At 43.9% G+C, this 19,460-nt stretch carries 21 protein-coding genes and 1 riboswitch; of the genes, 10 read left to right on the forward strand and 11 right to left on the reverse strand.

What is annotated here, in order from left to right; genetic code table 11:
* Positions 1-70: 70 nt before the first annotated feature.
* Positions 71-460 (forward strand): OsmC family protein, encoded by a 390-nt coding sequence (locus tag NFU07_RS16255; RefSeq protein WP_251480022.1) that lies wholly within the window; start codon positions 71-73, stop codon positions 458-460.
* A 337-nt stretch (positions 461-797) separates the two neighbouring features.
* Entirely contained in the window at positions 798-992 is a 195-nt protein-coding gene (locus tag NFU07_RS16260) for an SE1561 family protein (protein ID WP_052652402.1), read from the forward strand.
* Between the two features lie 72 nt (positions 993-1,064).
* Here NFU07_RS16260 and NFU07_RS16265 read toward each other — a convergent pair whose 3' ends face one another.
* Both NFU07_RS16265 and NFU07_RS16270 read right to left on the reverse strand, forming a co-directional pair.
* Positions 1,065-1,925 (reverse strand): YihY/virulence factor BrkB family protein, encoded by an 861-nt coding sequence (locus NFU07_RS16265; RefSeq protein WP_309296790.1) that lies wholly within the window; start codon positions 1,923-1,925, stop codon positions 1,065-1,067.
* A 53-nt stretch (positions 1,926-1,978) separates the two neighbouring features.
* Positions 1,979-2,422, reverse strand: coding sequence for a YtxH domain-containing protein (locus tag NFU07_RS16270; protein WP_251480028.1), 444 nt, complete (start codon positions 2,420-2,422; stop codon positions 1,979-1,981).
* A 194-nt stretch (positions 2,423-2,616) separates the two neighbouring features.
* Here NFU07_RS16270 and NFU07_RS16275 point away from each other — a divergent pair, with 194 nt between their 5' ends.
* Together NFU07_RS16275 and NFU07_RS16280 are read left to right on the forward strand one after the other, a co-directional pair.
* Complete coding sequence (locus NFU07_RS16275) at positions 2,617-3,978, forward strand: alanine/glycine:cation symporter family protein (protein WP_251480031.1); 1,362 nt, start codon at positions 2,617-2,619, stop codon at positions 3,976-3,978.
* 57 nt (positions 3,979-4,035) lie between these two features.
* Positions 4,036-4,257, forward strand: a complete 222-nt coding sequence (locus tag NFU07_RS16280) for a DUF1128 domain-containing protein (RefSeq protein WP_235198601.1) — start codon at positions 4,036-4,038, stop codon at positions 4,255-4,257.
* Positions 4,258-4,345: 88 nt separating this feature from the next.
* Here NFU07_RS16280 and NFU07_RS16285 read toward each other — a convergent pair whose 3' ends face one another.
* The 4 genes from NFU07_RS16285 to NFU07_RS16300 form a co-directional block, all read right to left on the reverse strand.
* Positions 4,346-5,332 carry a class I SAM-dependent methyltransferase gene (locus tag NFU07_RS16285; protein WP_251480034.1) on the reverse strand — a complete coding sequence of 329 codons (987 nt, stop codon included), beginning with the start codon at positions 5,330-5,332 and terminating at the stop codon, positions 4,346-4,348.
* A complete protein-coding gene (locus NFU07_RS16290; RefSeq protein WP_251480037.1) occupies positions 5,329-6,636 on the reverse strand; it encodes an FAD-dependent oxidoreductase in 1,308 nt (435 codons plus the stop codon). The genes NFU07_RS16285 and NFU07_RS16290 overlap by 4 nt, the downstream gene beginning before the upstream one ends.
* Positions 6,637-6,764: 128 nt before the next feature.
* A complete protein-coding gene (locus NFU07_RS16295; RefSeq protein ID WP_251480040.1) occupies positions 6,765-7,676 on the reverse strand; it encodes a pseudouridine-5'-phosphate glycosidase in 912 nt (303 codons plus the stop codon).
* Complete coding sequence (locus tag NFU07_RS16300) at positions 7,673-8,767, reverse strand: carbohydrate kinase (RefSeq protein WP_251480042.1); 1,095 nt, start codon at positions 8,765-8,767, stop codon at positions 7,673-7,675. The genes NFU07_RS16295 and NFU07_RS16300 overlap by 4 nt, the downstream gene beginning before the upstream one ends.
* 144 nt (positions 8,768-8,911) lie before the next feature.
* On the opposite strand from NFU07_RS16300, the gene NFU07_RS16305 reads away from it, so the two are divergent.
* From NFU07_RS16305 to NFU07_RS16320, 4 genes are all read left to right on the forward strand, one after another.
* Positions 8,912-10,144, forward strand: a complete 1,233-nt coding sequence (locus tag NFU07_RS16305; RefSeq protein ID WP_251480045.1) for an aminopeptidase — start codon at positions 8,912-8,914, stop codon at positions 10,142-10,144.
* Between the two features lie 85 nt (positions 10,145-10,229).
* A complete protein-coding gene (locus NFU07_RS16310) occupies positions 10,230-10,370 on the forward strand; it encodes a hypothetical protein (RefSeq protein WP_235198596.1) in 141 nt (46 codons plus the stop codon).
* A gap of 243 nt (positions 10,371-10,613) precedes the next feature.
* Entirely contained in the window at positions 10,614-11,621 is a 1,008-nt protein-coding gene (mreBH, locus tag NFU07_RS16315) for a rod-share determining protein MreBH (RefSeq protein ID WP_251480048.1), read from the forward strand.
* 126 nt (positions 11,622-11,747) lie between these two features.
* The gene (locus NFU07_RS16320; RefSeq protein WP_251480051.1) at positions 11,748-12,314 is read left to right on the forward strand and encodes a beta-class carbonic anhydrase; all 567 of its coding nucleotides are present in this window, start codon (positions 11,748-11,750) and stop codon (positions 12,312-12,314) included.
* Between the two features lie 7 nt (positions 12,315-12,321).
* Here the strand turns inward: NFU07_RS16320 and NFU07_RS16325 are convergent, their stop codons facing one another.
* From NFU07_RS16325 to NFU07_RS16335, 3 genes are all read right to left on the reverse strand, one after another.
* Positions 12,322-12,810, reverse strand: a complete 489-nt coding sequence (locus tag NFU07_RS16325; protein WP_251480055.1) for a DinB family protein — start codon at positions 12,808-12,810, stop codon at positions 12,322-12,324.
* Between the two features lie 86 nt (positions 12,811-12,896).
* Entirely contained in the window at positions 12,897-13,445 is a 549-nt protein-coding gene (locus NFU07_RS16330) for a GNAT family N-acetyltransferase (protein WP_251480059.1), read from the reverse strand.
* Between the two features lies 1 nt (position 13,446).
* Positions 13,447-15,246, reverse strand: coding sequence for a M3 family oligoendopeptidase (locus tag NFU07_RS16335; RefSeq protein ID WP_251480063.1), 1,800 nt, complete (start codon positions 15,244-15,246; stop codon positions 13,447-13,449).
* A 215-nt stretch (positions 15,247-15,461) separates the two neighbouring features.
* Here NFU07_RS16335 and NFU07_RS16340 point away from each other — a divergent pair, with 215 nt between their 5' ends.
* Positions 15,462-16,181 (forward strand): tryptophan-rich sensory protein, encoded by a 720-nt coding sequence (locus tag NFU07_RS16340; protein WP_251480066.1) that lies wholly within the window; start codon positions 15,462-15,464, stop codon positions 16,179-16,181.
* A 22-nt stretch (positions 16,182-16,203) separates the two neighbouring features.
* On the opposite strand, the gene map is transcribed toward NFU07_RS16340, so the two are convergent.
* Both map and thiT read right to left on the reverse strand, forming a co-directional pair.
* Positions 16,204-16,953, reverse strand: a complete 750-nt coding sequence (gene map / locus NFU07_RS16345) for a type I methionyl aminopeptidase (protein WP_235198591.1) — start codon at positions 16,951-16,953, stop codon at positions 16,204-16,206.
* A gap of 507 nt (positions 16,954-17,460) precedes the next feature.
* The gene (gene thiT / locus NFU07_RS16350) at positions 17,461-18,039 is read right to left on the reverse strand and encodes an energy-coupled thiamine transporter ThiT (protein ID WP_251480069.1); all 579 of its coding nucleotides are present in this window, start codon (positions 18,037-18,039) and stop codon (positions 17,461-17,463) included.
* Between the two features lie 93 nt (positions 18,040-18,132).
* A riboswitch (TPP riboswitch) is annotated at positions 18,133-18,232 on the reverse strand.
* Between the two features lie 147 nt (positions 18,233-18,379).
* Here thiT and NFU07_RS16355 point away from each other — a divergent pair.
* Complete coding sequence (locus NFU07_RS16355; protein WP_235199266.1) at positions 18,380-19,453, forward strand: M20 family metallopeptidase; 1,074 nt, start codon at positions 18,380-18,382, stop codon at positions 19,451-19,453.
* Positions 19,454-19,460: the final 7 nt, after the last annotated feature.

Below are 19,460 nucleotides of genomic sequence, written 5' to 3' on the forward strand. Positions count from 1 at the left end.
TGATAAAGCGGGTTCGTTTAACTTCGGTAAGAATTCAGTTACAATTTTACCATAAGGAGGCGTTAACTAAATGAATTATTCAATGAATGAAAACGGATTTACTGGAAAATTGCCTTTTGGAGAAATCGCGATATCCGGCAATGAACAATATGGGTTCCGCCCTTTTCAATTGTTAGTTTCGTCGCTTGCTGTTTGCAGCGGTGGGGTGATGCGGAAAGTATTGGAGAAAATGCGGATGCCGGCAGAAGATATTCAAATTGAAGTGAAAGAAGTGGTGCGCGTCGAGGAAGAAGCCGATCGGGTTTCAAAAGTGCATATTCACTTTACCTTAAAAGGAAATATCGATGAAAACAAGATGGGGCGCGTCATGGAATTGACCCGGAAGAATTGCTCGATGGTTCAAAGTGTAAAAGATTCAATCGAAATCATCGAAACGTATGAATTGGTTCCATCCACTTGAATATTCAACCACAAAAGGTTCAGTCCGTATCTGTATGACAGAATGCGGCTGAACCTTTATGTTTTCATAATATCCAATTTTGTTATACCCATAATTAATTTCTTCGGCTAAGCTGCCGGTGAAATGTTCGAACCCCCTCCTTTGTCCTCTACAATGATTGGTTTCGACGATTCACTTCGGCCTCCCCTCTCATTTAATTAACATCAGCTTAACATAAAAAATAAGTTAAGTAAATATTCTAAATAGATAAAATTAATAAATAATTAATTTAGCCTATATATTGTTGAAATCCCTCTCTTTTTCAGCTACTATTAACAAGCGAAACGAGGTGTATCCAATGGGGAAATCCATTACGAATAAAGAGCAGCAAGTATCTTACATGAAACAGCGATTGAATATGTTTTTAGAAGTCCTTGATGCCATTGAACCAGAAAACACTGAACTCGAAGATATCGATCGCTTAATCGCTATGGTTGATGATCTTGATGAGAAAATGCAGCAATTTAAATCACGTCCAGAAGATGAAAAATAAGAACATCCAGTAAAAAAGCTTCTCCGCCATCACATTTTGATGGCGGAGAAGCTTTTTTGATCGTAATCGTTTTTATGAATGCTTTTCTTTCTGCTTCCGATCTAGGCTGTTTCGCCTGCCCTGCATTACGGCATTGATCTGGCCGCCGACCAGTAACAGCATCGCCGATAGGTAAAGCCAGATCATCAGCATGATAATGCCTCCGATACTGCCGTAAGTGGCAGAAAAAGTAGCGAAATTATTGATGTAGAGGGAAAAAATATAGGAAACAGTGATCCACCCAATGGATGTAAAAGCAGCTCCTACCATAACGCTTCGCACATCCAGCCGGATATTCGGCGCTACCCAATAGATGACCGAACATACTGCAAAGATGATTAAAGGCGGTATCGTGAAGCGCAATTGGCTCCATACTTCTAGAAAACTATCTTCCAAACCTAAAAAAGAAGAAAGGAAGATCCCGGTTTGCTGGCCGAAAATCGGCAAGACGAGTGCCACAATCATGATGAAAATCATAAGGATCGTCGAAAGGATCGACATAGCGCGAGCGATAACGAATGGCCGGTTCTCTTCTACCCCGTAAGAATAATTCAGCGATTTAATGAGTGCATCCATCCCTAAACTGGCCGACCAGATCGTTGCGATGATCCCGAATGACAGCAGCCCGCCATTTTGGTTGGTCATAATATCCTGCAATGTCTCCTCGATAATGGCATAGACTTCAGCCGGAGCTACTTCTTGCAAAAAGCCATAGATTTGGTCTGACGAAAGATTTAGATAAGGCAATAATGTAACCAGGAAAATGAGCAAAGGAAAAATAGACAACAGGAAAAAGAACGCTAATTGCGCTCCCAGTCCTTGAACATCTATTTCTTTAATCCGTTTGCCAAGTTCTTTCAAAAAGCCTTTGAGCGTGGTTACGTCATGGCTCACTTGCAAATTGTTCGAACGCTCTTCGGATTGCCGGGATTCCTTAATAATTGGAATTACCCGTTTTTTGCAGAACTTGAATTAGATGATGAATTGCTGTCATCTGTTAAAGATGAAGAAGCAGAAGGGTTCTCTTCTTTCAAGGCAGTTAAAACATCATCTTTTGAATCAAGAACTGCATCTTTCGTATCAACAAATGCTTCTTTCGTTTCTAAAGCCATATCTTTCACATGTGGTGTCAATTCTTTAAGTTCGTTGACTTTTTCTCCCACATAAGAAGCATCATCGGAAATGCGGGCATATAGATTTTGAACTCTTTCCGTCTGCTGCTGTACAGCTGACACTAGTTCATCTCTGTTTGATGCATAGTATTTTGCATTGCTTGATAATTTCTTAGATTTGTCCATTACATCGTTTCGTGTATTTTTGTCGAAGAGGGATACAATAATCCCCACTGCTGCTCCTACTAATAACCCTGTTAATAATTTGTTTTGGCTCATCCTAAATTCCTCCCAATCGAATATGATACTTACATCTCTTATGGAATTTCCCTCTATTTCATAATTTTAAACTTTCATCCGTTTTTATTTTTAAAAAAAGTCTTGACTCTCGGTTTAATTTTTCGGAATATTAAATCTTAGGAGGTAATATTTTAACAGCCAAACTAGACTATATACCTAAAGGGGATGAGAGAATGACGCAATTAGAAAATATTTTGGGCGAGATAAGTGGATTTATATGGGGTCCAGCTTTACTGGTCCTGATTGTCGGAACAGGTATTTACTTGACAGTCCGCTTAGGCCTCCTTCAGCTTCGGATGCTGCCATATGCATTAAAGCTGGTCTTCACTAAAAATCAGGATAAGACTTCTGAAGGGGACATCAGCCACTTTCAAGCTTTATCCACTGCTCTTGCAGCCACTGTTGGTACCGGTAATATTGTCGGAGTGGCAACAGCTGTTGTGCTAGGTGGACCAGGAGCTGTATTTTGGATGTGGTTCTCTGCATTCTTCGGTATGGCGACGAAATACGGCGAAGCGGTTCTGGCCGTTAAATACCGGATTACAGATGCTAACGGGCAAATGGCCGGCGGACCGATGTATTATCTTGAACATGGTTTGAAACAAAAATGGCTTGGCGTATTATTCGCGATTTTCGGAGCGATTGCTGCTTTCGGCATCGGAAACGGCACCCAATCAAACTCAGTAGCTGCCATCGTACGCGACACGTTCAACGTGCCGACTTGGGTCACGGGCATTATTCTTACATTATTTGCTGGGGCAGTTATCTTGGGCGGCGTTAAGATGATCGGGAAAGTTACATCTTATTTCGTTCCAGTCATGGCCTTGTTCTATATTATTGCAGGAGCTGCCATCATGCTTACGAATCTTGAGCTTATTTGGCCAGCCATCACGACCATCTTCAGTTCTGCCTTTACGGGCGAAGCGGCTGTCGGCGGTGCAATCGGTGCAGCAATCCGCTACGGTGTTGCTCGAGGAGTATTCTCGAACGAAGCGGGTCTCGGATCTGCTCCTATCGCAGCTGCTGCTGCTAAAACGGATATGCCTGGACGCCAGGCACTCGTTTCCATGACACAAGTGTTTATCGATACATTGATCATCTGTTCGATCACAGGTATCACGATTGTCATGTCAGGCATGTACACGGATAAATCCCTGGAAGGTTCTGCATTGACAACTGCTGCTTTCGAACAGTTCCTAGGTCCGATTGGGCCGATTGTTGTAGCTATCGGATTGATTTTCTTCGCCTCTTCCACCATCATTGGCTGGTCGTACTACGGCGAAAAATGTTTCCAGTATTTATTCAAAAACCCAGCTCTTCTGATTGTCTACCGCATTGCTTTCATTGCAATGGTCTTTGTAGGAGCTACAGTTTCACTTGATTTGATCTGGATGTTCTCTGATATCATGAATGGACTTATGGCGATCCCGAACTTAATCGGATTGCTCGGCTTGTCCGGAGTCATCGCTTTCGAAACAAGACGCATTGTCAAAAAAGTAAAAGAAGAAAAAGCGGAAGCCCGGGCTGGCAATTGACTTTTTTTTTGAACAGTGAAATGATGGGTTATACCCTTCGAAAGGCAGGAACCCATCATGGATCTATCAAAACCTTCAAATGAAAATATTACTTTTATGATCGAAGAGATCAAAACAAAATTGCGCATGGTCAATGTGGATGCGATGAAATCTGAGCATTTCAATGATTCCCAGTATGAAGATCTGCTCGATTTATATGAAATGGTGAAAAGCCGCGACAATATTACACCAAACGAAATGCAGGCCATCGCTAAAGAACTTGGCTCATTGCGCAAATAATTTCAAAACCCCCGAACCAGGCGTCTGCCAAGGTTCGGGGGTTTGTTTTTATTATAAGGCCAGTCCTCAAGCGAATCTACCAGGCCTTTCAGCTTCGCTTTTGGTATTGTGCAATATACCAGCTGCCTTCCTTGATGACAGTTTTGATGCCAAGCATCTGAAGGCCAGCTTGTTCTCCCCATTCTGCCAGTTCTTCTCTTGTCGGCAAACGGTAGAGATTGTCGAAGGAGGAAAAGAAGCTATTGAAGACATTTGCAAAAGGGGGATCTTCTACACTTCCGGCAATCGGTGTCACAACTGAAAGGATGCCGTCGTCATTTAGCCAGCTAGCAAGTTCGGCAAAGAGCTCCTGCCGTTTTTCCAAATCGATATAGTGGATGACATTGTTCATCATGACCATATCCTGCTGCTGTTCCGGATGGTAATTCCATAAATCCGCATTTTCAATGGTGATGTTTTCATTGTCTTTCGTGTTTTCTTGAGCTTTTTCAGTTACTGCCGGGCTGATTTCAATCCCGGTGAACTCGGTATTCGGAAAGCGTTCTGCGAGCTTTTGGATATAGCCCGCTTCGCCGCATCCGATATCCAATACCGTCTTGCAATCATTCTCCCTGATTTTCTTGGACATTTTGGGCAAGGCTAACACTTCAAGGAGACGGCTCGTTTCCGCAACTGTCGGTGCGTGCTTTTCTTCGTCAAAATGGTTGCGGCTTTGCTTCCGCATCATTTCGGGATAGCTTAAAAGAGTGGGAATATGCAATTCCATCATTTCTTTTAACAGAACGCCTGAAGAATAATTCCCTTTCGGCTTTGGCAGCTTCCAGACATTGCTGATCTTATAGCGTCCTCTGCCTGCCTCTTTCAGATGGCCGATCGATAAGCCTACGCTGACCCATTGGTCCAATAAGTTTTCATCTAATTGATAGGCATCCGCTACATCGAATTTCGACATCGGCCGTTCGAAGGCTTTAAATAAATCCAACTCGTAGCCGACATAAGCATGCCAGCTATAGAGAAATGGCTCATTCCGTTTCATATACATTCTTGCTTTGAACATGTTCATTACGTCTATCATAGGAGTCCCTCCACTTTCCATGGGTAATCATCTTCTCGGGTGAAATACTTTAATTCTTTTGTGCTTGGCGGTAAATCTCTTATGCGGATCGGCATGATGCCTCCTTGGATAAAACGGTCACGGACATTTTCTTTCCACATGCCAAGGCCAGAAACGTTCAACATTTGCTTAAAGTGAAGGATTGGGTCTTCTTCCATGCGCTCAAATGTTCTTTTCCGCAAATAACTGACGGGTTTAAATGGAAATGAGTAAGCTAATGCCGCCAAATGGCTCAGTTGAATTACATGGTCTGCCCGCTTATAACGGACCTTTTCGTACCAACTCAGATTGGAAGGATCTAATTTACCGGTCTCTTTCATATCCGCTACCAATTCACCTAGAATATCAGCATCTTGAATGGCCATGTTCATTCCTTCCCCGGCCATCGGATGAACAGCGTGCGCAGCATCTCCAATAATCGCTTTATTGTCTTTAACGTAAGAAGAAGCATGATACATGATGGGAATCATCAACTGTATTTTCTTCCAATCGGTCAGTTGCTGCACATAACCGTCTACTACAGGCGCCAAATCTGTATATAATTTATGGAAATGGCTGATCGGTTTTTCTTTCAGCTCTTTATAATCCCCTTCCGGAATCAAATAAACACTTCTCACCATATTATCCGGCAATGGGAATAGCCCAAGGAATCGATTGTATGTAGAGATGATTTTTCCGTCTTTGAAATTTTTTGCCCTCGGAAAAGAAACAGTCAGGAAATGATGGTTGTACGTCGTTTGCTTTACTTCGATGCCCATCGACTTCCGAGTAACAGATGCCCGTCCTTCCGCTCCAAAGAAAAAGCGGGCTTCCACTTCAAATGTTTCTTTGCCCTTTTGCAGAAGGGCTGTATTTTCGGTTAAGCTTTTGCAGGTTGTCCCATTAAAATAATGGAAGTTTGAAAACATTAAAGCCGCCTCTAAGATGATGGATTTCAGTTCTTCATGGTGGACCATATAAGCGGCATCGTATTTACCTGGCAATACGCTATAATCCATGAACGACTGGTCCTGGACTTTTAAGGTACTGGACAGTTCGAGCATATCCAGCACTTTTATTTCATTGGATCGATCGCAGATTTCCTCATAAATTCCGATACTGTCGAATATTTGCATGCTTTTGGGCTGCAGCAATTCCCCTTTATAGGTAGGAGGTTTTTTCGAAAGCCTTTCAGCCAGCACAACATCGACTCCGCGCTGCACCAACTTCAGGGCTAATGTCAATCCGCCGATGCCGCCTCCGCTAATGAATACATCCGTTTTCATCTTCTTCAGCTCCTTATTTTTAACTACCCTTTTCCTTGTTACTTGAAAACATCTCCAAAACAAAAAAGCCCGTGAGGAAAAGCAATGCTTTTCCTCACGGGCTTCCGTCGTTGAATGTTTCTTTTTTCTTATAGTTGGTTGTATGCAACAGCCAGTTTAGCGCCAACTTCTGCATTGTGTTTTACCAATTCAATATTGGCAACAAGGCTTGTTCCTTCAGTCAATTCTTTTACTTTGCCAAGCAAGAATGGCGTCGTGTCTTTTCCTTTGATGCCGTTCTCTTCAGCTTCCACCATTGCACGGTCGATGATGCCATTGATGAATTCATCTTCGAGTGCGTGCTCTGCAGGAATCGGGTTCGCAACGACTGCCCCGCCTTTTAATCCAAGATCCCATTTCGCTTTCAAAACTTGCGCCAAGATTTCCGGGTTTTCTGCACTGAACGTCAAACCGAAGCCACTTGAACGTGTATAGAAAGCAGGCATTTCATCTGTTTGATAGCCAATGACCGGCACACCTTTTGTCTCCAAGTATTCCAAAGTCAAACCGATATCAAGAATCGATTTCGCACCCGCACAGACCACCGCAACTCCAGTTGTCGCCAATTCTTCCAAGTCTGCCGAGATATCCATCGTCGTTTCAGCACCGCGATGCACGCCGCCGATTCCGCCGGTAGCGAAGACACGGATGCCTGCCAATTCCGCACAAATCATGGTAGCTGCAACCGTCGTTGCGCCGATTTTTTTCGTCGCAATCAATTGGCCAAGATCGCGGCGCGAAACTTTTGCTACATCCGGGCTATTCCCTAAAAGTTCAAGTTCTTCATCAGATAAACCGATTTTAATTTGGCCGTCCATGATAGCGATTGTAGCTGGAACTGCTCCGTTGTCGCGGATGATTTGTTCAACGATGCGCGCTGTTTCTACATTTTGCGGATAAGGCATACCATGTGAAATAATCGTCGATTCAAGTGCTACCACCGGTTTTTTCTGGTCCATTGCTTCTTGTACTTCTTTTGAATATGAAATCATTGTTGTCATTTTAATTCCTCCAATTCTTTTTTTAACTGCTCTGCAGTAAGTTCAGTTCTTACGGTTGTTTCACTTTGCAAAGTTTTTGTTGCATTCATCAAGCCGGAATGGATCGTCTCATCAAACTCCCTGCCATGCAGGAAGCTGTGGATAACGCCGCTCGAAAATGCATCGCCTGCACCGGTTACATCTTGCAGCGTTTCTGCCTGAAAGGCATCGAAATGCTGGACTGACAAATGGTTTGCGGCAATGACGCCATCCTTGCCTCCAGTAATCAACACATTTTCTGCTCCCAATTCCTGCAGTTTCTTTGCACTGTTTTGCCAATCTGCTGGCGTTTCAATCGATTTTCCCAAGTATTGTTCCGCTTCATCGCGGTTCAATACAAGCCAGGTGATTCCGGTCAAATCTTCGGAAAGGCGCTCCATTTTCGGACCCGAAACCGGGATGACCGCCAGTGGGATATCTCGTGATTTTGCGAGCTTGCGAACATACTCGATCGTCTCCTTTGGACAATTCAAATCGATGACGATGCATGAAGCTGCGAGTAAGGCATTTTCATTTCGGGCAACATAAGCTGGCGTCATTTTTTCATAAATGTCCATATTCGCCATAGCCAACAGCATTTCGCCATCCGGCTCTAAAACAGCTGTATACGTACCTGTCGAAAATTCATCAAAGGACTTGGTCAAATCTGTCGACATAAATGGAGATGATACTTCTTCGATCAATTTCCACTCGGAATCATTTCCAGCAATCGATAATAATTTCACTTCGTGGCCTAGCCTGCCTAGGTTCTCAGCAATATTGCGTGCTACACCGCCGACACTTCCGGTAGCTGAAGCCGGATTCGAAGTACCCATAATCGCCTTTTTCTTCATTTTGAATTTACGGTCGACATTTGCTCCACCGATGCAAATGATCGTTCCTTCTTCTGGCAATACATATGCTCTTCCGAGAATCTTCCCTTCCCGGATCAATCCTGATATTAAATTTGCAATTGACGGCCTGGAAAGTTTCATTGCATCAGCCATCTCTTGCTGTGATAAATAAGGATCCCGGCGAATCAAAGCTAAGAGTTCTGCTTCTTTTTGATTCAATTCCTCGCCCTCCTTTTCAAACATTTGTTTATATCATAAACTTTTGTTTTTATAATTGCAAGTATAAATGGGCAAAGTGATGATAAACCTTGCAGTGTATGACTGAAGATTGCTAATATAATAATGATGAAAGGAGAGATTTACGTGACATCTTTTAATGAAAAATTAGTAAAATATGCAGAATTGGCGGTAAAAGTGGGGGTAAATATTCAATCTGGACAACAATTGTATATTGCCGCTTCCCTTGATGCCGCACCGCTAGTCCGGCTTATCACAAAACAAGCTTATGAGGCTGGCGCTAAGCAAGTGCACGTAGATTGGAACGACGATGAAATCTCTCGCCTTCGTTATGAACTGGCTCCTGAAGATTCTTTCTCTGAATATCCAGAGTGGAAAATTCAAGAGCGCGAACAGCTTGCAGAACAAGGTGCTGCATTTATCAGCATTATTTCACAAAGCCCTGATTTATTGAATGGCATTGATCCGAAGAAAATTGCTGCCAATCAAAAGGCTGTGGGAACAGGATTGAAGAAATACCGCCAATACGTCCAGTCCGATAAAATCAGTTGGACTGTTTTGGCAGCGCCTTCAAAAGCTTGGGCAGCAAAAGTATTTGCAGACTTGCCGGAAGATCAGCAAGTGGATGCTTTATGGGATGCCATTTTCAAGGCAGTCCGGGCAGATTTGTCTAAACCGATTGAAGAATGGGTAAAACATAATGACACCCTTCACACAAAAGTGGATTATTTAAATGGCAAAAAATATGCGAAGCTTCATTACACTTCATTCAAAACCGATTTGGAAGTGGCGCTTCCAAAAGGCCATCTATGGTGCGGAGCCGGGTCGGTCAATGAAAAAGGAAAAACTTTCATGGCGAATATGCCGACTGAAGAAGTCTTCACAGTGCCGGATAAAACGGGCGTCAACGGCTTTGTATCCAGTACAAAACCCCTGAGCTACGGCGGCAATATCATTGATGACTTCAAAATCACTTTTGAAAACGGCAAAATTGTCGATGCATCTGCAGCGCAAGGCGAAGATGTGTTGAAGAATTTGATCGCTACGGATGAAGGGTCACATTTCTTAGGCGAAGTTGCGCTTGTGCCTCATCACTCGCCAATTTCAAATTCGAATATTTTGTTCTACAATACACTTTTCGACGAAAATGCTTCAAACCACTTCGCTATCGGCAGTGCTTATGCATTCTGCTTGGAAGGCGGCAAAACCATGTCTCAGGAAGAATTGCTGGCTCATGGATTGAACCAAAGCATTACCCATGTTGACTTCATGGTCGGTTCAGAAGAAATGGATATCGACGGCATCCTCGAAGATGGCACCCGCGAACCCATTTTCCGCAACGGCAACTGGGCCTTTTAATCATCAATAATTGGACACTTAATTTTTTCCGTTATATCATGTATACTGGGTAATGATGATTACAGTTCAGAGAGGAGTTATCATTATGTTAGAAGGTGTAACAATCACACTTGGTTTTATGGTCGTTATTTTCTTGTTTTTCTTCACCCTTTTGCATTTCCTTGGGAAAGAACTTCACTCTCATGATGCAGAAAAAGTAGACCCGATGCCTAAAAAGAGATTTTAAGAAAAAGCCGCTCTCCTTTGGAGAAAGCGGCTTTTTTCAATTCCGTAAGACTTTCTCATTACATTCTCAAATCATTTATTTTACATACCCATTACATCCTCTATCTATAGACCTGGCTTTTTGTAATTTTCCGCAACAATAGACCTTTCTTATGTATCATTTTATTTTTGCATGCTTTTGAACCCTTCTAATACATGGTAAAATGCAGAATGGTAATTGTTTTATAATAGGAGGAGTTTAGGCATGTTTTCTTCAACGGATATCGGAATCGACTTAGGAACAGCAAATATTTTAGTATACACAAAAGCAAAAGGCATTATTTTAAATGAACCTTCAGTTGTTGCATTAGACACGAAGACGAATAAAGTCATCGCGATCGGCGAAGACGCAAAAGCAATGATTGGAAAAACCCCCGGATCGATCCGGGTTGTGCGTCCATTAAAAGAAGGCGTCATCGCCGACTTTGAAGTAACTACCGAGTTGCTGAAAATGGTTATGCAAAAAGCAGCCAAGCAAATGGGCGGTTCGCTTCGCAAACCCAACGTCATGGTATGCACCCCTTGCGGAGCCACATCTGTTGAACGCCGTGCCATTCATGATGCTGTCAAACAAAGTGGAGCAAAAAGTGTCCACTTGATCGAAGAACCTGTTGCCGCTGCAATCGGTGCTGACTTGCCTGTCAGTGAACCTATCGCGAGCGTAATTGTTGATATCGGCGGAGGCACTACCGAAGTCGGCATTATTTCATTCGGTGGGGTCGTTTCTGCGAATACGGTAAAAGTTGCCGGAGACCGTATGGATGAAGACATTGTCCAATATGTCCGCAAACATTATAATGTATTGATCGGAGAACGGACGGCTGAAAATATCAAAAAAGAAATCGGCTATGCGCTAATTCCGCATAAATCCGAATCGATGGAAATTCGCGGCCGCGATATCATGACTGGCCTCCCGAAAACCGTCACGCTAACATCTACAGAAATTCAAGAAACCTTAAAAGAATCCTTGCTTTCTATTTTGGAATGCATCCGGGCTACTCTTGAAAACTGTCCCGCTGAACTATCCGGCGATATCGTTGACCAAGGCGTTGTGATTTCCGGAGGAGGCGCTTTGTTGAAAGGCATGCAGCAATGGCTGTCGGAAGAAATTTCCGTACCTGTACATACTGCTCCCCAACCACTTGAATCTGTTGCAATCGGCACTGGCCGTTCGCTAGTCATGCTGAACAAAATTGAAAAAATCTCTCGTTAATTTTTTTTACTAAACAGTTTGGAAGCCGTCGCTTCCAAACTGTTTTTTTGAATATTGGAGGTTTACAGTCGTGTTCTCGGAAAATTTGTTTTAAAATAAAAGAAGTAACTTTAAGGAGGATTCACTATGTCGATGTTGGAAGATATCTTAGCTTATAACGATGAGTTTGTGAAAGAGAAGAAATACGAGCAATACATAACGACGAAGTTTCCAGACAAGAAAGTGGTCATTTTGACTTGCATGGATACCCGCCTTATTGAAATGCTGCCGAAAGCGATGAATTTAAAAAATGGAGACGTTAAAATCGTGAAAAGTGCCGGCGCGGTTATCAATCATCCGTTTGGCGGCATTATGCGCAGTTTGATCGTAGCTGTTTATGAACTGAAAGCAGACGAAATTTATATTATCGGCCATCATGATTGCGGAATGTCAGCAATCGATCCTCAATCCATTCTATCCAAAATGGAAGCAAGAGGAATTGAACGGAAAACCATTGAAATGATGCAATATTCCGGAGTCGACTTGGAAGGATGGCTGCGCGGCTTTGAAGACGTATCAGAAAGCGTCACACATAGTGTTCAGATGGTGAGAAACCATCCGCTGCTAGACAGCAAGGTTCCTGTCCATGGCCTTGTGATAGATCCTACAACCGGCAAACTCGATGTTGTGGTTGATGGAAATGAAAACCGCTGAGAAAATCTCAGCGGTTTTTGTTTTGCTTTTTATAATAAAGATAATCCAATGGAATGCCAGCTTTGCCGAACTGACGAAGAAAAGAAGTGATTTGCCCGCGATGATAAGAAGCATGGTTGATGACCGTAAAGAGCATTTCATCTCTCGTATTGTAAAACTCATCGCCGCGCAGGTTTTTAAAGAAAAGCATTTCCTGCCATTGTTCTTCTCCAAGAGATGCGAAATACAATTCCATTTCAGCATGCAAGAGCATAAACGCCTCAATCGCTTTTTCCGTCGTTGAGACTTCGTAACGTTCAAATGCTGGACTTTCCACGCCATTCATCCGCAGCAGCCATAGTTTTTCCACACCAATCACATGCTCTACTGTTTTTTCGATCGACTCAAAAGAGTTATCGCCAATTTTGGTATAGAGGTCCCCCCCTATTGACTGGACATGCCGAAGACATTCCAAAGTCGCCCATTGATGATAAGAAAACAAATCTTTTCTATCCATCTCTCCTCTTCCTTTCGCTGATGCTGTTATTCTGAAAACCATCGGACAACATCTTTCCACCATCTTTTATAGGCGGCCTTGCCCTTTCAAAATTCACTTTCAAGCAAAGCAAATTGATAATGGTCTTCCCAGACACCATTGATGTATAAGAATTCGCGCAACAATCCTTCATTCAGGAAGCCGGTCTTTTGCAGCACTCGGATTGATCCCATATTCCTCGGGGACACGTATGCCTCAATCCGGTGCAGCCGCAATTGCTCGAAGCCGAACGTGTTGACCAGCCGCACCGCTTCTGTCGCAATGCCTTTGCCGATAAAAGCTTCATCGATTGAATAGCCGACCAACGCACTGAGGAACGGCAAGCGTTTGATGCTGTACATGGAGATATGGCCGATCATTTTATTCGTCCCGTGTTCAAAGATTCCAAAACTGTATTCCCGATTTTCACGTGCCTGGTAAATCGATTCCCGTATTTTTTCACGCTGCACCACTGCCGTAAAATAACTGTCTTGATGGCGCGGTTCATAGATGGCCCAGTAATCACGGTTTCTCACCAATAATTGAACCATCTCCTCCGCATCATCAACAGTAAGCGTCCGAAGGTAGCAAGTCTTGCCGTTGAATAATAGATTCATATTATTCGAGAGAAGATGTTAGCGCATTAAACTCTTCTGCATCTTTGACACACAGGGCGATGCCTTTTTCCCAGAAGGCTTCTTTTGTGATATCTTCCCCTAGATGCTTAAGCGCCAAATCTTCGGCTGTCATAATAGCGGTATCTCTCAATAAAGCCATATACTTGCCTTCGAAATCGGCGCCTTCTTCCAATGCTTTTGCGTAAATGCTCAGCGAGAACAAATAGCCGAAAGTATACGGGAAATTGTAAAACGGCACGTCCGTAATATAGAAATGCAGCTTCGAAGCCCAGAAATGCGGGTGCGTTGATTTCAAGCCGCCTGCAAAGCCTTCATTTTGTGCTTGTTTCATCAGCTCGTTTAGACGGGCTGCTGACACGACACCATTTTTGCGCTCTTCATAGAAACGGGTTTCAAATAAGAAGCGTGAATGGATATTCATAAAGAACGCGACACTGCGCTGTACTTTATCTTCTAATAAAGCAATTTTCTCTTCTGTCGATTGGGCATTTTTCACAGCTGCATCAGCAACAATCATTTCAGCGAAAGTCGAAGCTGTTTCTGCTACGTTCATCGCATAGGATCGGTTAAGTCCGTGGACTGGGTGCATCGCGTAAGAATGAAAAGCATGGCCTAGTTCATGTGCTAAAGTCGCCACGTTCGACATGGATCCGCTATACGTCATGAAGATCCGGGATTCTTCCGCCATCGGCAATTCGGTGCAGAAACCGCCCGGTCGCTTGTTCGGACGGTCTTCCGCCTCGATCCAGCCCTTTTCAAATGCTTGAAGTGCAAATTTTTGCAGCTCCGGCCCGAATTTGCCGAAATGCTCCAAGATGAAATCGGCGCCTTCTTGATAGGTAAATTGCTGCGTGCTTTCCGTTACAGGCGCATCCACATCATACCAATCCAAGCCATCTTTCCCGAGAATTTCTGCTTTTCGATTCAAGTATGCTACAAATGGCTGTTTGTTCTTGCTGATTGCACCCCACATCGCATCCAATGTTTCCTGCTTCATGCGGTTCATATGCAAAGGCTCTTGCAAGACATTGTTCCAACCACGTTTTTTATACACTTCCAAACGGAATCCCGCAATCGAATTTAAAGTCTTGGCAAAAAAGTCCTCTTTATCTGTCCAAGCTTCTTCTAACTTCTCATAAGATTCTTTCCGAATTTCAGCATCTTTATGGGAGCTCAAGTTATTGGCTTGTCCGACAGACATCGTCTTTTCTTCACCATCAACGGTCATTTTGATTTTAATTTCGCCCACTAACATATCGTAGAGCTGGCTCCAGCCGTGATAGCCATCCATACTGAGGGCTGTGATCAAATTCTCCTCTTTTTCGGAAAGCTGCATTTTCGCTTCTTCCCGCCATTCGTTTAAGAAGAAACTGAATTCTTTCAATAAATCGTGTGCAAGCAATTCCTCCCATACCGCATCCTCCGTTTTCGTCAAATCCTGTTGGATTTTCTGGAGAGAAGCATCAAAACGCGCATGCAGCGAAGACGATTCGCTCTGCAGAATTGCTGCTTTCTTATCTTCTGTATTTTGTGCCATCAAACAGCCGATGAATGAACCCGATTGGCTGAGATGCTGCATCAACGCATTTACTTCTTCTAAAAGGTTTGCCACCATTTCAGCATCACTGGTTGATGTCGGCGCTTTAAAACGCTGAGCTGTTTTTTCAAATTCATTTAACTTTGGCGTTGCCTCGTCCATATGTAACCGCAATTCTTTTGAATCGCTGCCCCCTTGGAACAACACATCCAAATCCCATACTTCCGGAAATTTAACCGTCATTGTTTTACCCCCTGGTAAACTTAATTTTCTAAAAACACTTATAAGTATACCATTTCCTGCAAAATGTCGGAACAACTCGAACTTTCGCAAGGAATGCTTTTTGAAGAAACTCTCACACGATATTCACAAACCTTCCTTTTTATGAATATTCTTGGAAGTGATGTTTGTTGAACCGCTTCCTGACAGGTATACTAAAATATGAGGAGGGATCTCTTATGGCTAGGATACTGCTGATGACAATCGCATATATCGGCATCATCGTAATAAATTCACTAGCGAATATTTTGCCGCTTAATGGACAAACCACTGGTGAGATTTCCAATCGCCTTCCGGTTCTCTTTACTCCAGCTGGCTATGTATTTTCAATTTGGTCCGTTATTTACATATTATTGGCTATCTGGATCGTCGGGTTTTGGCTCCGTTATAAAAAAGGAGAAATCCCGTCACTCAAAATCACTTTATTCTTCACCTTAAGCGCTGTATTTAATATTGCCTGGCTGTACTTATGGCATTATGAGTTTTTTGCTTGGTCTGTTTTAGCGATCTTTGCCTACTTGGTATCCTTGATCGCCTTGTATTTGCAATACAGCAATTCCGAGCGTAAACTGACGGAACGCCTTCCGATCTCTATTAATATGGGGTGGCTCAGCGTCGCCGCGATTGCCAACACCAGCTTCGTTTTAACTTTTTACAACTGGAGCGGCTGGGGGCTGAGCGATCAGTTATGGACGGTCATCATGCTTACGGTAGCAACTGCGTTAGCACTTCATATTCGCTTCCATCATTTTGACATTCCATACGCACTCGTTTTCGTTTGGGCATTTATCGGCATTGCCGTGAAACATGGCACCAACGAACTGCTGGTCACAACCGCTTCTTTATTTTTAAGCGGAGTTATCTTAACAGGCATTCTGCTCATCAAAAAAAGATCCTGATAGACAGGATCTTTTTTTGTGTTTAATTTAATTTTGTCAGCAAGATCGGTTCCCCTTTTGTGACAAGGACCGTATGCTCAATCTGTGCGACCAATGATTGGTCAGGTGTAATGAATGTCCAGCCATCGCCAGATTCCACAATATGCTCTGCTTTTTGGGAAATGAAAGGCTCTACAGCCAAAACCATGCCTTCTTTTAAGATCGTCGTTTCCCATGCATCATAATAATTCAGCACGTGCTGCGGTGCTTCATGCAATGATTTTCCAATGCCGTGCCCCGTCAAATTCTTGATGACGAAAAGGCCTTGCTGCTTCGCTTCACGCTCTACCGCTTTCCCGATTTGGTTCAGCTTAGCACCTGCTTTGACTTTGCTCATTGCTCGGTCAAATGCAGATTCAGCCACTTGGCATAATTTCTCTTTTTCCGGATGGCCTTCGCCAACTACAAAAGAAATGCCCGTATCTGCAAAATAGCCTTCATAAGAACCGGAAACATCAATGTTCACGATGTCTCCATCATTGATGACGCGTTTGCCTGGCATGCCATGGGCCACTTCTTCATTCACGCTGATACATGTAAAGCCTGGGAAATCATATTCCGCTTTCGGGCCGGACACGCCGCCAAGCTCCTTGAACATTTTGCCGCCCAATTCATCTAATTCTTTTGTGGTAACACCTGGTTTCGTCGCTGCTTTCATCGCTTCGCGAATCTCAGCTACCATGCGCCCCGCTTTCTTCAGCATTTCGATATCTTTTTCATTCGTTGCAATCATTTGATACCCTTCTTTCAAATTGTCTACTAAAAATTATAGCATACGAAAAGCGGAAGCGCCCGTTTGAAGAAGGTAAGCTAAAAGCGCGACATCGTGTCGCAACGCTTACATGACCCGCATCCTGCGGGCCTCCGACAAGCGCTGGAAGCTTTTCCGGTCATGGCGTTCTTGGCCATGACTGGAAAAGTTGAAGCGACCTCGAGGCACTGGGCGCTGGAGACTAGACAATAAGAAAAGCGGAAACGGCCATTTAAGCTTCGACAGGCTTACTGTGCAGGGCGGCCGAAATCCTGATTTTCATAGCCGTGCACATTAAGATCCCAAGAAGCTGGCCGCTGGAGACTAGACAATGAAAAGCGGAAGCGCCCGTTTGAAAAGGGTGAGCTAAAAGCGCGACATCGTGTCGCAACGCTTACATGACCCGCATCCTGCGGGCCTCCGACCACTAAAACAGCCGCTGGAGAAATTTCATCTCCAGCGGCTGCCCCTTTTTTCATTTTAACTTTTTCATTGAACTTCCGCATCCACCAATTTCGGTGCAGCGGTGAAAAGAGCTGAACAAACTGCAGCGGCCAATAAGAACACGGGAATCATATACGTTGCGTTGTAGACAGCCGAATAAATAAGCACATTCCCTTCGGCAAACATCCCGAAGAATAATACACCCGTGATTACATGCATCAAATAGCGCAGGAGAGAAGCGATCAATACACCGATTACTACAGCGGCAATCATGCCGCCTGATTTCCCTTGCTGAAGGGCTTTCAAATAATTACCGCGCAGGAGCCCTGCAAAGCCGACTACTCCATAAGCGACCAGGTAATCTAAAATCACCTGCATCACGACAAAACCAAATGATAATGGCGTAACGGAAATGACGCCGGTTACTATTTGCAGCAACCCGACTAACAGCCCTGTTAATATTCCGGCTGCCGTACCTCTTCTAAACGCCATCAATACAATGGGAATCATGACCAAGCTGACTGATCCGCCTTGCGGCATTTTAAATGCCACAAAATCCAGCACATACCCGAGTGCTCCGAATATCGCAATCTCCACCATTAACAAAACACGTAAATTTCTCATGACTTCCTCCTTGTGTTGTGCACATCACCAGAAGGGCCGCAGAAAAAAACCATAAAAAGCGGCGCCAGGACAGATCCTGACGCCGCATAAAGGGCAGGTTTCTATCCACATCCCTGCGCAAGTGTTAACTTACAGGTTCGAAGGGTAAGAACAAAAGTGTTCACTCTCAGCAAAAGCTCCCCTTGTGGTGTATACAATAACTATTCTTTCAACTTTCATTGTACACAAGGTCGATTGTGAAAGCAATTCGTTTTAAGCGCAGTTCATAGGGTACACTTTTAATGACGAATCATTTTGAAGGGTGGTGAAAGCAGCAAGAATTCATTTTGCTGCTCAGGACATGATCGATTTACTAAAGGATTTGATTAAAATCAAAAGCGATGACCAAGAAGGTGCCAATGAAGCATTAGTATTTTGTGCCAATTGGTTGAAAGAAAAAGGGGAAACCGTCACAGTCCACGAAAACAACGGCTTCATGATGCTTACCGCAATCAAGGGCTCTGGCGATGAGACTTTGATATGGAATGGCCATGTGGATGTCGTGCCTGGCCACAATGAACAATTTACGCCGTTTGAAGAACTTGGACGTTTATACGGCCGCGGAGCCGCTGATATGAAAGCAGGCGTAGCGGCGATGATGCAGGCATTTGTCGAACTTGATGCTGCATCCTTGGAGAAAACGGTTCAACTACATATTGTCACTGACGAAGAAATTGGCGGCCGCAACACATCGAAATGGTTGGTTGATCAAGGCTACCATGGCGATTTCGTCATTTGCGGTGAACCGACCGGCTTAAAAGTTGGGCTTCAATCTAAAGGCATCTTACGAATGGATTTGACCTTTAAAGGAAAGCCGGCGCACGGCAGCCGTCCATGGGAAGGTGTCAACGCCATCGAGTCTGCGATGAAATACCATATGGCTATGGGCGAATTGCCTTTCCGAAAAGAATCTACTGAATACTACGAGCAGCCTTCCGTCAACTTGCCGATCATCAACGCTGGCGACCGCTATAATGTGGTTCCGGAAATTTGCCAGATGTCTTATGATATCCGCTTTATGCCGGGCCAAGACAAAGAAGAAATCATCCGGCAGATGGCTGATCTCGCTGATACGTTAAACGTGGATATGGAGTATAAAGCAAGCGGCTCTACACCAGCTTTAACGACCACTCAAGCAAATCCTTATATCCAAACTTTACAGCAGGCGATTAAAACGGTGACAGATCAGGAAGCGATCCTGTTCGGCCAGCACGGGGCTGCGGATACCCGCTACTATGCGGCGGTTACCGGCGGTGAAGGCGCGATTGAATTTGGTCCGAGCGGCGATGATTGGCACGGCAATGCCGAATATGTTTTAATTTCCAGCGTCCATGAATACAAAGATATTCTCTTAGCCCATGCCTTAACAAAATGAAAGAGGT

Origin of the sequence: Planococcus sp. NCCP-2050 (assembly GCF_023708025.1) — a bacterium.
Lineage (GTDB): Bacteria > Bacillota > Bacilli > Bacillales_A > Planococcaceae > Planococcus.

What these genes read in the sequence shown, in the direction of transcription:
- NFU07_RS16310 (WP_235198596.1), top strand. Translation starts at nt 10,230, where the DNA reads ATGTTAGAAGGTGTAACAATCACACTTGGTTTTATGGTCGTTATTTTC.
- NFU07_RS16325 (WP_251480055.1), bottom strand. Translation starts at nt 12,810, where the DNA reads ATGGATAGAAAAGATTTGTTTTCTTATCATCAATGGGCGACTTTGGAA.
- NFU07_RS16285 (WP_251480034.1), bottom strand. Translation starts at nt 5,332, where the DNA reads ATGATAGACGTAATGAACATGTTCAAAGCAAGAATGTATATGAAACGG.
- NFU07_RS16255 (WP_251480022.1), top strand. Translation starts at nt 71, where the DNA reads ATGAATTATTCAATGAATGAAAACGGATTTACTGGAAAATTGCCTTTT.
- map (WP_235198591.1), bottom strand. Translation starts at nt 16,953, where the DNA reads ATGATTGCAACGAATGAAAAAGATATCGAAATGCTGAAGAAAGCGGGG.
- NFU07_RS16280 (WP_235198601.1), top strand. Translation starts at nt 4,036, where the DNA reads ATGGATCTATCAAAACCTTCAAATGAAAATATTACTTTTATGATCGAA.
- NFU07_RS16355 (WP_235199266.1), top strand. Translation starts at nt 18,380, where the DNA reads ATGATCGATTTACTAAAGGATTTGATTAAAATCAAAAGCGATGACCAA.
- NFU07_RS16335 (WP_251480063.1), bottom strand. Translation starts at nt 15,246, where the DNA reads ATGACGGTTAAATTTCCGGAAGTATGGGATTTGGATGTGTTGTTCCAA.
- NFU07_RS16320 (WP_251480051.1), top strand. Translation starts at nt 11,748, where the DNA reads ATGTCGATGTTGGAAGATATCTTAGCTTATAACGATGAGTTTGTGAAA.
- NFU07_RS16270 (WP_251480028.1), bottom strand. Translation starts at nt 2,422, where the DNA reads ATGAGCCAAAACAAATTATTAACAGGGTTATTAGTAGGAGCAGCAGTG.
- NFU07_RS16340 (WP_251480066.1), top strand. Translation starts at nt 15,462, where the DNA reads ATGGCTAGGATACTGCTGATGACAATCGCATATATCGGCATCATCGTA.
- NFU07_RS16290 (WP_251480037.1), bottom strand. Translation starts at nt 6,636, where the DNA reads ATGAAAACGGATGTATTCATTAGCGGAGGCGGCATCGGCGGATTGACA.
- thiT (WP_251480069.1), bottom strand. Translation starts at nt 18,039, where the DNA reads ATGAGAAATTTACGTGTTTTGTTAATGGTGGAGATTGCGATATTCGGA.
- NFU07_RS16330 (WP_251480059.1), bottom strand. Translation starts at nt 13,445, where the DNA reads ATGAATCTATTATTCAACGGCAAGACTTGCTACCTTCGGACGCTTACT.
- mreBH (WP_251480048.1), top strand. Translation starts at nt 10,614, where the DNA reads ATGTTTTCTTCAACGGATATCGGAATCGACTTAGGAACAGCAAATATT.
- NFU07_RS16275 (WP_251480031.1), top strand. Translation starts at nt 2,617, where the DNA reads ATGACGCAATTAGAAAATATTTTGGGCGAGATAAGTGGATTTATATGG.
- NFU07_RS16260 (WP_052652402.1), top strand. Translation starts at nt 798, where the DNA reads ATGGGGAAATCCATTACGAATAAAGAGCAGCAAGTATCTTACATGAAA.
- NFU07_RS16295 (WP_251480040.1), bottom strand. Translation starts at nt 7,676, where the DNA reads ATGACAACAATGATTTCATATTCAAAAGAAGTACAAGAAGCAATGGAC.